Genomic DNA, 13,983 nt, shown 5'->3' with positions numbered 1-13,983 from the left:
ATTACAACTGGGAAAGGCCTCATCAAGGTATTAATGGTAAAAAACCTATTGAAATGTGCACCCTAAACAACAAAAATTAAAACCGCTAATCTGTCATCGAATTACTAAACCCTTACAGCAATGACGTGATGGTTTCTACAAAGTAAACGTAACCTTCGCCAGCATAAACCTGCCCGGGATGCTGTAAGTACTTGAGGTAAATGAGTTTGCCGACAGGTACAGCGCGCTGTAGGTTTTGGTATTGAATAAATTTTGAGCGCTCAACTCTACATCCGCTTTTACTTTTTTGAATTTATAACGGATGCTGGCATCGGCAAACATATACTTCAAATCGTTGGCTTGCTGCTGGTGGGTGTAGTAATGGTCGCCCGAGATGGCGAAAAACACATTATCCGTTGGGTTATAATTAACCGATGCCTGCTGTATCAGCCGCTCGAATTTGCTTTTTGATGCCACCACTGTGGATTTGCTGGTGGTTTGGTCGTATCCTGCCTTATAGCTAAAGTTCACCTTGCTGCTCACTTTGGTATCGGCACCAAAATTTACGCTTTTAGACAGGGTGTTGTAGGGCAGTATAATATTATTCAGGATCTGGTTTAGCTTGGTGGTTTGTATGGCCAGCCCCGCGCTGAAAGTGGTGCGTAAACTAAAGGCATACTTACTGATATTACCCGATAGCCCCCACGAATCGATATTGTTATCATAAGGCAGTACGATGCGTTGCTGAATATTATTGGTTAACACGCTGGATGCAATATTATTGGCATTTTGATGGGTATACGAGGCATTGATGCTGAAAAAAAACAGCTGAATTGCCCTGCGGAAGTTGAACCCAAGGTTGGCCGATTGTGTTTTACGCTCCGTCAGATCCGCGTTATTGGCGTACAGGCTGCGGTAGTTTTTGAGGATATAGCCGTTATACACATCCTGTATGCTACCGATATCGTTACGGAAGCTGTACCCCATGGAAAAGTAATTCTCTATCCCGCTTTGGTATTTTACATACAACCTTGGGTTAAAGTAAAGGCGACTGAGGCTTTTATCGAGGCTGTAGTAACCATCTTTATAGGCAATATTAAGATAGTTTACCGGCAGGTTTATATTCACCTTTAGGATGCTGCCGGGGATATCGTAACCTGCTTCCGCATAAATTTTCCGCCGCTGCCAGGCTAAATTGTTTACCGCGCTATCTGCCACCAGGTTTGTGCTGTTATTCAATTGTGTAACATTTAAATCCGACTTCAGCGTTTGCGATTGCAGGCTGAACCCCGCCTTATAACTTTGCGTAACGTTGTTACCCGGTATTTTGTAACCCACATAGTTGTTGGTGAACCAAGTGGGGATGTCGGCATTTTGGGTAAGTTGCTTATATGCAACGCCGTTATTGAAAATATCAGGGTTCAAACCCGGGTCTATCACACGTTTCTCGGGCTCGGTACTGCGGTTGAGGTAGCTGTACAGCTCGATGATCTTATTGGTTTTAAAGGTTTTCATATAGTTGAACTCGTTGGAGATATCCATCAAATTATCCTTAAAAACCTGGTTAACGGGTATGCCATTGGTTACCAGTGCCGAGTACCCTGTGCTTTTGCTATAATCGGCTATAAAATTATCAGATAAGTAAAACTTGTTCTGATTAATGTTGAGCCCTAACTGCGCATGCATATAATCGGGACGGCGTTTGTTGTTTTGCACCTCGGCGTAGCGGATGGTATCCGCAGGCAAATAAAACTCGCTGAACTTAGTATAGCTCTGCTTCTGGGTATCGTGCAGGTACGACAGGTTGGCACGCAGCTGCACATCGTTTTTCAGGTTAACCAAATTATTGAGGTTGATGATACCTGCCTGATTAAACAGGTAGCGGTTGCGCGGCAGGTCGGGGTCGCCGGCGGTACCTAAAGAGAGCACCGTAGCAGGCTTATCGTTATCCAATCGCGATAAATAGCTCGAATTGTTGTGTGCTACCAAATCGCCGGCCACATCAAAATTGGTATTGTTTACCTTGAGGTAGTTTATTGCTTTGTACTTATCCTTAAACATCATGGCGTTTATATCGGCATAATATTTATCGGGTAAGCCAGCGCCTAAGGTTTCCTGGCCTACTACCTGCATTTTGGCATCCTTTTTCATGCTGAGGTTAAGGGCAACATCCTCGCTCACTACCTTATCCTTCAGCATTTTTATGGGCTGGTGGTTTTCCATCACTTGCACCTTATCTACCACCCCATTGGGGATAGAGCTGGTGGCAATGTTATACTTATCATCCAGCAGGTTATCGCCGCCGATGTAAAGGTTGGATATGGCCTTGCCGTTGTAACTGATCTTGCCATCCTTATCCACCGTTACGCCGGGCAACTTTTTAATTACATCGCCAATTACCCTATCCTGCGGACTGGCAAAATCAGAAACCTTATAATCCAGCGTATCGCCATGCGCCCTAAGCCGTGGATTTTTGTCCTTTATGGTAACGGTTTGCAACTGGTTGGAGGCTCCGGAGAGCTTAAAGTTATAGGGCGCCTCAAACCCATCAACCTTTCTTACCTCTTTTTTAAAGCCAACACAGCTTACCGCCAGTTGCAAACTGGCCTTATCCGCATCGGCGGGCACAGTCAGTGTATAAACACCTTTGGCATTGGTAGTGGTATACGCCAGGATAAGATTACCGCTTTTAAGGTTAACGCTGGCAAAGGAAACTCCCTTCCCCAGGCTATCCGTTACCGTACCCTTTATGCTTTGAGCAAGGCACGCGGCAGAGCATAGCGTACATAAAATGAACACTACACCTATTTGGTATAGCCTTATCATTTCTTTTCGGGTAACTCTAAGGGGTTATTGATCACAGCAGGTGAGCCGTTGTTTACTACAACCGAGCGTACCATTCGGTCGCCACCACCGGGGCCACCGCCTGTAGCCGGCCTTATTGCGCCACCGCCGCCGCCCATAGCGGCCATAAAGGCCTGCGGATCTTTACGCATGGCCTCCTGTAGTTTATTGAACTCTTTTTCTGAGGTTTTTACCGCATTGGCGGGCAGGGCAATCAGATTGGGGTCTGCATTATCATCGGGCCCGCCAAACCTTACCACGCTGGTGCCGGGGGCCGGGGTTGGTTCGGCCGCCTCTACAGGTTTATCAGATGGCACAACCTGCTCCATGCCATCAAATTTAAATTCTACCTCTCTGTTGGTATCATAGGCCTCTACAATAAGGCCGGGCAAGCCGTTCAGCTTCCATGGACCTGCGCGGAAAGGCAGGTCGGGGCAAAACCAGGCGGTATAATCGCGGCCCTTAAAATGCCCGGTTGCTTTTTGGCAAAGCAGGGTGCCAAAACTGGCCGTATCGGCACTTACTTTCCAGGCGATGGCAGGCATTGGCTCTTCTATCAGGTAGGGGGTTATCAGGTTTTCCTTGCGCACTAACTTGTTTGTTGCTGCAAACTGGTAGTATTCTACCCGGGTGGTTGGCTTGCCGCCGGTTACTTTAATATTTACGTTGCCGCTGCCCTTTTGCTCGGCCATTTGCGCCTCTATTTGCTTTTTCATCAGGGCATCCTGCAGTTTGCGGTCGTAGCTTTTGTAGGCGCTTGACGATTGACCCAAAAACAGGATCATGTTTTCGGTATATGGTTTATCCCTTGCCGTAGTATCGCGGATGTGCGAAAACTTGTAGCGAACGGTTGCCTTTGCCATTTCGGGACTTTGGGCTTTAGCGTTAAAAACGATAATACCGAAGGTGAATAGTAGAAATAAGCTTTTCATTTTAATGTGATATGAGTATTAATAATTAAGGTTGAATTCGATTTACAAAACAAACATAACTATTATATTAGTTATTCTACGATAGTTTCGTAGAATTTAACACATTTTAACAGTAGGCATTTCAGTTTGCAGTTAACAGTGGGCAGTTTGCTTTAGGATAATACCGATCGGAGGGTTAAGAAATTGAAGAGATAGTGGTTAAGCGGCTATAGCGCGAAGGGTGGCTGATAATCAGTTACTGGTGCTGCTAACTGCCCACCGCCAACTGAAGTTACCCATCCAGCCTGTCTTTAATAACCAGGGTATCGGCCAGCATATCGTGCAGGCCTTGTTGTTTTTTGGTGAAGAAGATGATGAGATAGCCTACAAAAAACGTGGCTACCGAGAGGATCTTTGCTGCGTTGCGGGCAAATGCCCTTGAAGCGTCTATACGTTCGCCATAGATATCGCACACGCGTATTTTTAGCAATTGCTTGCCGTAGGTTCCCTGTTTGGGGCCGCTTTCCATTATTATGCTGTAAATAAGCCTGGCGGGGATAGTAAGTGCCACGATGCCCCCGGTTATACCTATGCGGATAATTTTATTATCATCGCCGGGGAGTATCAGCAGCAGGAGCAGCATTACCACAAAAGAAGCCACGACAAATACGCCCAAAACAATAAACCAATCTACTACCGAAGCGGTTGCGCGTTGATCGAAACTGCCAAAGTATTGCAGGGGCACCGGCTGCCTGCTAAAGCCAAAAAGTTGCCGTAGTTCGGCAACTTCATGGGCTTCTTTATAATCGTCCATTGCCGGGGTTTTTACAAAATCGCCCGGCTTTACTTTTTTTGCTTTTAATTCGGCTATGCTAAATGGCCCTTCGGGTTTACCGGATACTACCAGCACATATTTATTGGCGGCAGCATTTGGTGAAGTAACAGGGCCGGGAGTTTGCATCATCAAATTTAAACATTAATCATTATACACTCCCGGCCTTGTAAAAATTAGTACCGTTTTACTTCAAAGCCCGATAGGCCCCCTTTTAATTTAATATACATTTTGTTTTTGGCAGCAGCAAAACCAGGGGTTTCGTAGTGGTTGTTACCGTTATCTGTAAAGCCTTCAAAATCGTTTGATGACAAGCCCGAGCTGGTTACAATGCTGCAAGCTGCATCTTTAGGGATTTGGATGGTAACACCTGATACGCCGGTGTTTACTTCTATGTTGGTTGTTGCAAGCGGCTGGCCCATTTTAACTTCGAATGAAGCAGCACCTCCGTTGATGGTCAAATTCTTTATTTTGAATTTGGTCAGATCAAAGTCAAGCGCGCTGGCGCCGGTTTTGATATTGATATCCCACTCAGGCGCAGTATTTAACTTAATTACTGCCGAGTTCATTTTATCGCTGTCCCAATGGAAATCTTTCCCTTTCTGATCGCGCATTTTCAGGTTAGCTACAAAAGTGCCGCTATCCAGGCTGTGGGTGTACTCATATTTATTGTAAAACTCCTTTGTTACGGCGTTAAACAACTCGCCGGTGGTATCTTTTATGGTATACTCTGATGCACCGCCGCTGATGTTTAAACGGGCTGTTTTAATAGCTGCCGCGTATGGCTCGCTGTAGGTGCTGGCACCTTCTACTTTGATAACGCCTCTTGAAGAGGTGGTATCATCATCGTCGTCATCATTATCGAAATCGTGATCGCTAAAATTCCAGTTGCCATTGTGGTGGTTCCAAAAATAGTTGCGGTGGTTTGGCACAAATACCAGCAGGCAAAAACATCCTACTACTACGGCTACTTTTACCGCAGTGGCCCAGGCTTCGCGGTTGTTGGCCAATACCAGGTTTACACCACCCATGATAAGGAACACCGGCCAAAGGGTGAAAACGTTGCCCCAGTGGAAGTTGATAACATTGTAGTTATGTAGTAAAAATAAAGCTCCAAGGAGCACCAGGATAACACCCGGCATTATTTTATTGCTTTTCATGATTATATAGTTGTAGGGTTGTCGGTTGATTGATCGTCGCTTTTCTTAGTCAGGTCGAAGCCTGGTGTTTTCTCGGCAGAATTGCTTTCTGTTGCTGGCTCTGCAGCGGTTGTGTTTGTGGTAGCGCTCCAGTCTTTTTGTTCCCATGGCTGTTTCTTTTGCCCGGCAACCAACAGGGCTGCACCTGCTGCCACGATGATCAGCGGCCAAAGCCTGTCGAAATCCCAATCGGGGATGATATCAAACTCATCTATCAAAAATATGGTACCCATTACTATCAGTATCGCGCCGAAGATCACACCTACATTTGATGCCTTTTTTGGCGGGATGGGCGGGTATGCAAAGGGCTCGCCGAAAGGCTGCATTGGCGGCACGCGGTAATCAACACCCGGTTTAAAATTAGGGTCGTTAAACATGGCGTTGCGTTTTGGCAATACCACCAGTAAGATGATGTATATCAAAAAGCCTGCTCCGTGGCCAAAAAATAATACCAGGAATATAAGGCGTACAATTGTTGGGTCGATGGCAAGGTAATCTGCTATGCCTGCACAAACACCGCCTATCATTTTGCCGTGTTCGTTTCTATAAAGTTTCTTTTCCATTGTGTTTAGTTTTTTAATTGCGTTTAAATAATTAGATCTGTCCAAATTTTGGTGTAACGATCATCTCATCTACATTGGCGCCGGCGCTCATGTTATAAATTGTGATGATAGCTGCTGCGATATCTTCAGGCAATACCATCTTGTTTTTATCCACTTGCATCCCCGCCCATGAGTCTGTCAATGTCGAGCCGGGGATTATTGCTGTTACCTTTACTCCGTGTGGCTGCATTTCGAGTTTCATTACCTTATTAAGACCTAACAACGCATACTTTGTTACGCTATACACCCCCGCCTCGGCTATAGGGTTTATAGCTGCAATGGAGCATATATTGAATATATGCCCTTTACCGACAGAAACCATACTTTTACCGAAGAAACGGTACAGTTCATAGGCCGGCATCAGGTTGGTATCTATCTGTTTTTGGAAGGAATCTTCGCTGTCATCAAGTATAAACGAGTGCTTGTACATACCCACGTTATTCACCAAAATGTCGACGAAACCCATGTTTTTCTCGGTGAATACGGCAAATTTTTTTACATCGTCGCGTTTACTGCAGTCGGCAACCAGGGTAAACACCTGTATACCGGGGGCTATCTGTAATATTTCTTCTTTAAAATCTAATAATTCTTGCTCCTTGCGAGAACAAATAGACAGGTTTATTCCTTGTTTAGCGAAAGCTATGGCCACTGCACGGCCCATGCCTTTTGTTGCCCCGGTTATTAATGCATTTTTCATGATAAGGATGTTTTTTACAGCCATCGCCGCGTAATATTCTTATTAAAAGTAATTCAATTATAACAAGCAATAAAGCTTAAAATTAAAAAATGTATTTTTAACCAGTTTTAATGGCCACTATGTTTTATAGTTTAGGAAAATATATACTCTTACTGCGTTTAAGTTTTAAACGGCCCGAGAAGTTCAGTGTTTACTGGGCCGAGGTAATGCGCGAGATGGTTTCCGTAGGGATTGGCTCGTTGGGCATCATCAGCATTATATCAGTGTTTATTGGCGCGGCAACTACCATACAGGTGGCATTCCAGCTTTCCAGCCCGCTGGTACCGCTTAGTACTGCCGGCAAGATCGCGCGCGACTCTACCATTCTGGAGTTTAGCCCAACCATATCGGCCCTGGTGCTGGCAGGCAGGGTAGGCTCCAGCATCGCATCCCAAATTGGCACTATGCGTGTTACCGAGCAGATAGATGCCCTGGAAATCATGGGTGTAAATGCGCCCGGGTATCTTATTGCACCAAAGATCATCGCCTGTATCACCATGATCCCGATGCTGGTGATCATCTCTATAGCCCTGGGTATTACCGGTGGGTACATTGCTTGCTTATTTGGGGGCGAAGTTACACCGGCAGATTACATCATGGGTTTACGCGATGGCTTTATACCGCTTACCATCCGTGTGGCGTTGGTTAAGGCTTTCTTTTTTGGATTCATAATAGCTTCTATTTGCGCATATCAGGGGTTCTACACTTCAGGCGGTGCGCTGGAGGTGGGGCAATCGGCCACGCGGGGAGTTGTGTTTAGTTGCGTAATGATATTATTTGCCGATTTGGTTATCACCCGTTTAATGCTATGATCGAGATAAAAGACATTTACAAAACATTCGGCGATAATGATGTGCTTAAAGGGATCAGCGCTACCTTTCAAACGGGGAAGAACAACCTCATTATCGGTGGCTCCGGCTCGGGTAAAACTACTTTGCTAAAATGCATTGTGGGCCTGCACGAACCCACCAAGGGTAAAGTGTTTTTTGAAGACGAGAACTTTACCGACATGGATTTTACCGAGCGCGTACCTATCCGTACGCAAATTGGGATGCTTTTCCAGAACTCGGCCCTGTTCGATTCTATGACCGTGGAACAAAACATCATGTTCCCCCTCAACCTGTTTACAAAGCAATCGCTTGCAGAAAAACGCGAGCGCGCCAATTTTTGCCTGGAACGTGTAAACCTGCAAGATAAGAACAAGCTATACCCTGCAGAGCTTTCGGGCGGGATGAAAAAGCGCGTGGGTATTGCCCGGGCTCTATCCATGCAGCCAAAATATTTGTTTGTAGATGAGCCAAACTCAGGCCTCGACCCAAAAACGTCTATCGTAATTGACGACCTGATAAACGACCTCACCAGCGAATACAACATGACTACCATCATCGTAACGCATGATATGAACTCGGTAATGGGAATAGGCGAAAACATCATATTTTTGCACCAGGGCCAAAAATGGTGGGAAGGCAGCAACAAAGAAATTGCCCATACCGATAATAAGGAACTAAACGAATTTGTATTCGCCAGTAAATTTATGCAGGCGGCGAAGGGGAAGCTCTAAAAAGTCGGAAAGTCTGATGTCCGAAAGTTCGAAGGAAGCTACTATCTTTGCGGTAAATACAATCTTCCGGACTTTACTAACTTTCGGTCTTCCGGACTTTGCTGACTTTCGGACTAAATTAAAAAAATGATCCAACTTCTCACACCAACCCACTGGAAAGATTACGAGCTGATTGACTGCGGCGACTTTGAAAAACTGGAACGGTTTGGCAATATTGTACTGATACGCCCCGAGCCGCAAGCCGTTTGGGGCAAAACGCTGAGCGCCGACCAATGGCAAAAGATCCATCACATAAAATTTAAAGGCCGCTCGGCAACGGCGGGCGACTGGGTGAAAAAAGACCCTAAAACACCCGACCGCTGGCACATCGAATACAAGAACAATGATGTGGCTATCAAATTCCGCCTGGGTTTAACCTCGTTTAAACACCTGGGCATTTTCCCCGAGCAGGCCGTTAACTGGGATTTTATATCTGATAATATTAAAAAGTTTAAAACACCTGCCCCCAAGGTGCTTAACCTTTTCGCGTACACAGGCGGGGCTTCTTTAATAGCTAAGGCAGCCGGTGCCGATACCACGCACGTAGATTCGATAAAACAGGTGGTTACCTGGGCAAACGAAAACCAGGAATTATCGGGCCTTAAAGATATCCGCTGGATGGTAGAGGACGCCCTTAAGTTTGTAAAGCGCGAAGTAAAGCGCGGCAAAACTTACAACGGTATCATCCTCGATCCGCCTGCTTATGGCAACGGCCCTAACGGCGAGAAATGGAAACTGGAAGACAGCATCAACGAGATGATGACCGACGTGATCCAACTGCTGGATCCCGAGGAGCATTTCCTGATATTAAACACTTATTCTCTTGGTTTCTCGTCGGTAATTATCGAGAACCTCATCAAAAAAGCTTTCCCCAAAGTAGAGAACCTGGAGATAGGTGAACTGTACCTGCAAGCCACCGCCGGCACCAAGTTGCCGCTGGGGGTATTTGGCAAGTTTTATAAAAATAAATCCTGATAGGGTAAGTATTTCTATCTTTACAAGCATTATATTTAGCTAATTATTAAATAATACGCGGCAATAAGCTGCATAACGTTCCAAACATCGCCACATCTATGAAATTTAAAAGTGTATTGTTCTCTGCCATGTTCGTGCTGTGCACGGCCGTATTTTTCACCAGTTGCACATCCGATGGCGGAAAAGCTGCTGATAAAAAAGCTGATACCGCAGCCAAAAAAGCAGCCGGCGATGAACCGGATACTTTAAGCGTAGTAAAGTCAACCTACCCTCCTACGGATAAGGCGCTGTACGATTCCCTTTTAAAATTCAACGCCCATGGCGATACCAGCGGCAGGTGGCCTGTAAAAAACCAGCCTACCCCACTTGGCGGCGCTATTTTGCCATTTAAACGCGTAGTAGCGTTTTACGGTAACCTATATTCGAAAAAAATGGGAATTTTAGGCGAATTGCCGCCGAAGGAAATGCTTGCCAAGTTAAAAGGCGAAGTAAAAGCCTGGGAAAAAGCAGACCCAAAAACACCGGTACAACCAGCGTTGCATTACATAGCTGTAGTTGCCCAGGGAGCAGCCGGAAAAGACGGCAAGTACCGTTACCGCATGCCGTTTAAACAAATAGACAGCGTTTTAGCCATGGCAAAAACCGCACATGCGCTGGTTTTTTTGGATGTACAGGTATCGTTAAGCACCATACAACAAGAATTACCTTTATTTGAGCCGTATCTAAAAATGCCACAGGTGCATTTTGGTATGGATCCTGAATTTTCTATGAAGGATGGCAGCAAGCCCGGGAAAAAAATCGGCACATATGATGCTTCCGATATCAACTATGTATCGAACTACTTAGCTGGTATTGTTAAAAAGAACGGCTTGCCTCCAAAGATCCTGATCGTACACCGCTTTACCAAAAAGATGGTAACCAACTACCAAAACATCAAACTCCGCCCCGAAGTGCAGGTAGTAATGGATATGGACGGCTGGGGCGAACCCGACCTGAAGACTGGTACCTACCGCTACTTTATTGACCGGGAGCCGGTACAATTCACAGGCTTTAAGTTGTTCTACAAAAACGACATCAAGAAAGCGCCTCACCACCTGCTTACACCAGAGGAAGTATTATCGAGGTATAAACCACAACCTATTTACATACAGTACCAATAATATTTTAGCATTTATATAAATGAAAGCCTTAGGTTGTATAGCAGCCTAAGGCTTTTTTAATTTTGAATTTTTAATTTTGACTTATGATCAAATGGGGCATTATTGGCTGCGGGCGCATTGCGCATCGTTTTATGCTGGGATTAAATTCACTGCCGGGTAATGTGCTGGCGGCGTCATGGTCGCGCAGGGCAGAAACGGTGGATGCCTTTGTGGCCCAATATGGCGGCAATGCCTGCACCAGTGTTGACGAATTGCTTGCAAGCGATATTGATGCCGTTTATATTGCTACGCTTCCCAATAGCCACGCCGAATACTGCATTAAAGCTTTTAATGCCGGCAAAGCGGTGCTTTGCGAAAAGCCGGCAACCCTAAACCTAACTGAACTTGACCAGGTGCTTGCCGTAGCACGTGAGAAAAAGATCCTATTTATGGAGGGGATGAAGCCGCCTTTCTTTCCGCTTTACCGCAAATTGCAGGATTACCTTGAGAAAGACCCCATCGGTCGGGTGGGCTATGTGCGTGCAGGGTCTTCCGTGGCCGATATCGACCGTGACCACCCCAACTTTAGTTACGAACTGGCAGGCGGCAGCCTGATGGGTATTGGCATTTACGAGGCCTATCTCGCCATCAGCTGGCTTGGCGCAACGCAGGAAGTACAGGCCATGGGTTATATCGACGATACGCGGATAGACATGTTCAGCATCTTCCAAACCAAACACCAGCATGGCTATGCGCAGGTTTACTGCGGATTCGACCTGCATGGCAAGGGCGATGCGCTCATCTGCGGCACCCTGGGCCATATCACCATCCACAAAAACTGGTGGAACCCGGCTAAAGCCACTATTGATTACCTCGACGGCAGAAGCGTAGAACTCAGCGAGCCTTTTACCGATGGCGGACTAAATTATGAAACGGCCCACTTTGTGGAGCTCCTCCGCAACGGTGACCTGGAAAGCTCGATACTACCCCACGAAATGTCTCGCGGGATGATAGCGATGATAGATGAAGCAAGGAAGCAGGTGGGGTTGAAGTTTATTGGGGAGTAATAATGACCGTCCCATCACCTAACGTCCTTGCGAGCGATAGCGCGGCAATCATCGGCAAGCAGGTCGGCGAATTTGTTTAAAGGCTAATTAAACTATTCGTTTAGTAAGCCCTCGTATAGGTCGTCCCAGTTGGGATTCATTGCATTAATTAATGCTATCTTCTTTTGGCGATTGCCGGCCTTTATGGATTTCTCTGCGGCTATTGCTTCCTCAATAGTGGAATAGAAACAATAATAAACAAGTTTATCGCAATTATATTTAGCCGAAAAACTATCAGGATAGTGTTTGTTTTTATGCTTCCACGCACGTTCCAGCATCTCAGAGGTAACTCCAGCGTACAAAACAGAATGTTGTTTGTTAGTTGTTATGTAAACGCAGCCGCCCCGTTGAAATACCATAATGCAAAATAAGTATTCGAGATGAATATTTGGCGACCTTATGAAGCTACTCAGCTAACCGATGATTGCCGCGCTATCGCTCGCAAGGACGAGGTGGTGAGCGCGCACAGGTATCGGCATTGAACAATATTCGTCGATCTTCCTACCGATGATTGCCACGCTATCGCTCGCAAGGACGACGTGGATATAAAGAAGGGCTGCTCGTGTGAGCAGCCCTTCTTTATAAATTCTTATTCTATCCCTCTGAACAACCTGCTCCAGCGGATCTTGCTGAAGAAGGACGCATTCTCGTCCCAACTCATCCAGATGAACAGGGCCTTGCCTACAATGTGGTCTTCGGGTACAAAACCCCAGTAGCGCGAATCAGCCGAATCGTGGCGGTTATCGCCCATCATCCAGTAATAATTCATTTTAAAAGTATAGCTGGTAGTTTTCTGGCCATTTATCATGATCTCGCCATTAACAATCTCCAGTTTATTGCCTTCGTACACTTCAATAGCGCGGCCGTAAACGGGTAGTGTAAGGCTGTCTAATTTAACTGTCCAGCCTTTTTTAGGGATAATGATAGGGCCGAAGTTATCTACGTTCCAATTAAAATCCCTGTTCTTAGGGTCGAGCTTATACTTTGGCGTAGCAGCCGGGAACACCGGATTAAACGGATCGGCAGCACCGGGTTGTTTAATATTAGCGGTGATAGATTTGATGTTTGAATAGGTTTTTATTTTGGCAGCCGCTTCCTTCGTCATAGTATGGTTAGGGTTGCCCTCATAATCAGAAACCTTCAGCTCATCCAAAATATCCGGATTTAGGGGCGTCCCGTTGTCTGCAATAATATAATCCAATTGTGAGCCCGGCGGGTTTGGCATGGCTTTGCCATTAACATATACCTGGGCGTGCAGCAATGCAATGGTATCGCCGGGAGCACCCTGGCAGCGTTTAATATAATTCTCGCGCTTATCCACAGGTCGGTTAAGCGGTGCGTCGGCTTCCATCGGGTAGTTAAAAACCACAACATCGCCTTTTTTAACTTCGCTTAAACCCGGCAGGCGGTAATAAGGCAATTCCAGTCCATCCCAGTATGCCTTAGTGCCCAATAATGGCATGGTGTGATGCGCAAACGGGAAGGCTACGGGCGTCATCGGCGTGCGTGCACCGTAGTTCACCTTGCTTACAAACAGGAAGTCGCCTACTAATAACGAACGCTCCATGGATGGCGTGGGGATGGTATAAGCCTCTATAAACAGCGTGCGGATAAGCGTAGCTGCTACAACGGCAAAAATTATAGCTTCGGTCCACTCGCGGCCCGATGATTTTGCCAGTTTCTTTTTATGCTTTTCTTTAAACTCGGCGCTTGCAGATGGGCCCCAATAGGTGGTCTCTTTATCAAAACCCCATTTGGGGAAGAAAACAAACGACAAAACTACGCCGCCAAGTATCTGCCCAAGGCTTAATTTGCCGTACGACTTAACAAAATCGATAGTGATACCAATAGCAACTAAAAAGTTTAATCCCGGTATCAACAATAGCAGCATCCACCAAGTTGGCCGGCCGCTCAATTTCAGCATTATAGATATATCGTATATTGGTATTATCGCCTTCCACCCGGGAACGCCTGCTTTCTCAAATAATTTCCAAAGGCCTATATAGGGCAGTATAATGAGTAAAAAAAACGCAATAAAAAATCCTGCTAAATTCACAATA

The 13,983-nt window shown here is 45.9% G+C and carries 13 protein-coding genes; 5 read left to right on the top strand and 8 right to left on the bottom strand.

The features are described from left to right. Positions 1 to 135 precede the first annotated feature (135 nt). The 6 genes from IDJ77_RS14320 to IDJ77_RS14295 form a co-directional block, all read right to left on the bottom strand. Entirely contained in the window at positions 136 to 2,805 is a 2,670-nt protein-coding gene (locus IDJ77_RS14320; protein ID WP_191189641.1) for a TonB-dependent receptor, read from the bottom strand. After that, positions 2,802 to 3,755 carry a GLPGLI family protein gene (locus IDJ77_RS14315; RefSeq protein ID WP_191189640.1) on the bottom strand — a complete coding sequence of 318 codons (954 nt, stop codon included), beginning with the start codon at positions 3,753 to 3,755 and terminating at the stop codon, positions 2,802 to 2,804. The genes IDJ77_RS14320 and IDJ77_RS14315 overlap by 4 nt, the downstream gene beginning before the upstream one ends. Positions 3,756 to 4,026: 271 nt before the next feature. Beyond that, entirely contained in the window at positions 4,027 to 4,698 is a 672-nt protein-coding gene (locus tag IDJ77_RS14310) for an RDD family protein (protein ID WP_224751098.1), read from the bottom strand. 44 nt (positions 4,699 to 4,742) lie between these two features. Then, positions 4,743 to 5,726: a LiaI-LiaF-like domain-containing protein gene (locus IDJ77_RS14305; protein ID WP_191189639.1), complete on the bottom strand. Its 984-nt coding sequence runs from the start codon at positions 5,724 to 5,726 to the stop codon at positions 4,743 to 4,745. A 2-nt stretch (positions 5,727 to 5,728) separates the two neighbouring features. Continuing rightward, the gene (locus tag IDJ77_RS14300; protein WP_191189638.1) at positions 5,729 to 6,328 is read right to left on the bottom strand and encodes a PspC domain-containing protein; all 600 of its coding nucleotides are present in this window, start codon (positions 6,326 to 6,328) and stop codon (positions 5,729 to 5,731) included. A gap of 31 nt (positions 6,329 to 6,359) precedes the next feature. Continuing rightward, the gene (locus IDJ77_RS14295) at positions 6,360 to 7,064 is read right to left on the bottom strand and encodes an SDR family oxidoreductase (protein WP_191189637.1); all 705 of its coding nucleotides are present in this window, start codon (positions 7,062 to 7,064) and stop codon (positions 6,360 to 6,362) included. Positions 7,065 to 7,183: 119 nt separating this feature from the next. Here IDJ77_RS14295 and IDJ77_RS14290 point away from each other — a divergent pair, with 119 nt between their 5' ends. From IDJ77_RS14290 to IDJ77_RS14270, 5 genes are all read left to right on the top strand, one after another. Continuing rightward, entirely contained in the window at positions 7,184 to 7,915 is a 732-nt protein-coding gene (locus IDJ77_RS14290) for an MlaE family ABC transporter permease (RefSeq protein WP_191189657.1), read from the top strand. Next, positions 7,912 to 8,664, top strand: a complete 753-nt coding sequence (locus IDJ77_RS14285) for an ABC transporter ATP-binding protein (protein ID WP_191189636.1) — start codon at positions 7,912 to 7,914, stop codon at positions 8,662 to 8,664. Before IDJ77_RS14290 ends, IDJ77_RS14285 begins: the two co-directional genes overlap by 4 nt. A gap of 126 nt (positions 8,665 to 8,790) precedes the next feature. Beyond that, complete coding sequence (locus tag IDJ77_RS14280; protein WP_191189635.1) at positions 8,791 to 9,678, top strand: class I SAM-dependent methyltransferase; 888 nt, start codon at positions 8,791 to 8,793, stop codon at positions 9,676 to 9,678. 98 nt (positions 9,679 to 9,776) lie between these two features. After that, positions 9,777 to 10,838: a hypothetical protein gene (locus IDJ77_RS14275; RefSeq protein ID WP_224751097.1), complete on the top strand. Its 1,062-nt coding sequence runs from the start codon at positions 9,777 to 9,779 to the stop codon at positions 10,836 to 10,838. A gap of 83 nt (positions 10,839 to 10,921) precedes the next feature. Beyond that, entirely contained in the window at positions 10,922 to 11,884 is a 963-nt protein-coding gene (locus tag IDJ77_RS14270) for a Gfo/Idh/MocA family protein (protein ID WP_191189634.1), read from the top strand. Positions 11,885 to 11,976: 92 nt separating this feature from the next. Here the strand turns inward: IDJ77_RS14270 and IDJ77_RS14265 are convergent, their stop codons facing one another. Together IDJ77_RS14265 and lepB are read right to left on the bottom strand one after the other, a co-directional pair. Next, a complete protein-coding gene (locus IDJ77_RS14265; protein ID WP_191189633.1) occupies positions 11,977 to 12,282 on the bottom strand; it encodes a GIY-YIG nuclease family protein in 306 nt (101 codons plus the stop codon). 230 nt (positions 12,283 to 12,512) lie between these two features. Next, positions 12,513 to 13,979 carry a signal peptidase I gene (gene lepB, locus IDJ77_RS14260; RefSeq protein ID WP_317174342.1) on the bottom strand — a complete coding sequence of 489 codons (1,467 nt, stop codon included), beginning with the start codon at positions 13,977 to 13,979 and terminating at the stop codon, positions 12,513 to 12,515. Positions 13,980 to 13,983 lie beyond the last annotated feature (4 nt).

The organism is Mucilaginibacter pankratovii, from assembly GCF_014773265.1.
Taxonomy (GTDB): Bacteria; Bacteroidota; Bacteroidia; order Sphingobacteriales; family Sphingobacteriaceae; genus Mucilaginibacter; species Mucilaginibacter pankratovii.
This window is presented reverse-complemented; position numbering and strand designations above follow the sequence as displayed.

Excerpts from the sequence above, each read along its gene's own strand:
- IDJ77_RS14290 (WP_191189657.1), top strand. The coding sequence starts at position 7,184 with ATGTTTTATAGTTTAGGAAAATATATACTCTTACTGCGTTTAAGTTTT.
- IDJ77_RS14320 (WP_191189641.1), bottom strand. The coding sequence starts at position 2,805 with ATGATAAGGCTATACCAAATAGGTGTAGTGTTCATTTTATGTACGCTA.
- IDJ77_RS14305 (WP_191189639.1), bottom strand. The coding sequence starts at position 5,726 with ATGAAAAGCAATAAAATAATGCCGGGTGTTATCCTGGTGCTCCTTGGA.
- IDJ77_RS14270 (WP_191189634.1), top strand. The coding sequence starts at position 10,922 with ATGATCAAATGGGGCATTATTGGCTGCGGGCGCATTGCGCATCGTTTT.
- IDJ77_RS14285 (WP_191189636.1), top strand. The coding sequence starts at position 7,912 with ATGATCGAGATAAAAGACATTTACAAAACATTCGGCGATAATGATGTG.
- IDJ77_RS14295 (WP_191189637.1), bottom strand. The coding sequence starts at position 7,064 with ATGAAAAATGCATTAATAACCGGGGCAACAAAAGGCATGGGCCGTGCA.
- IDJ77_RS14315 (WP_191189640.1), bottom strand. The coding sequence starts at position 3,755 with ATGAAAAGCTTATTTCTACTATTCACCTTCGGTATTATCGTTTTTAAC.
- IDJ77_RS14280 (WP_191189635.1), top strand. The coding sequence starts at position 8,791 with ATGATCCAACTTCTCACACCAACCCACTGGAAAGATTACGAGCTGATT.
- IDJ77_RS14275 (WP_224751097.1), top strand. The coding sequence starts at position 9,777 with ATGAAATTTAAAAGTGTATTGTTCTCTGCCATGTTCGTGCTGTGCACG.
- IDJ77_RS14265 (WP_191189633.1), bottom strand. The coding sequence starts at position 12,282 with ATGGTATTTCAACGGGGCGGCTGCGTTTACATAACAACTAACAAACAA.
- IDJ77_RS14300 (WP_191189638.1), bottom strand. The coding sequence starts at position 6,328 with ATGGAAAAGAAACTTTATAGAAACGAACACGGCAAAATGATAGGCGGT.
- IDJ77_RS14310 (WP_224751098.1), bottom strand. The coding sequence starts at position 4,698 with ATGATGCAAACTCCCGGCCCTGTTACTTCACCAAATGCTGCCGCCAAT.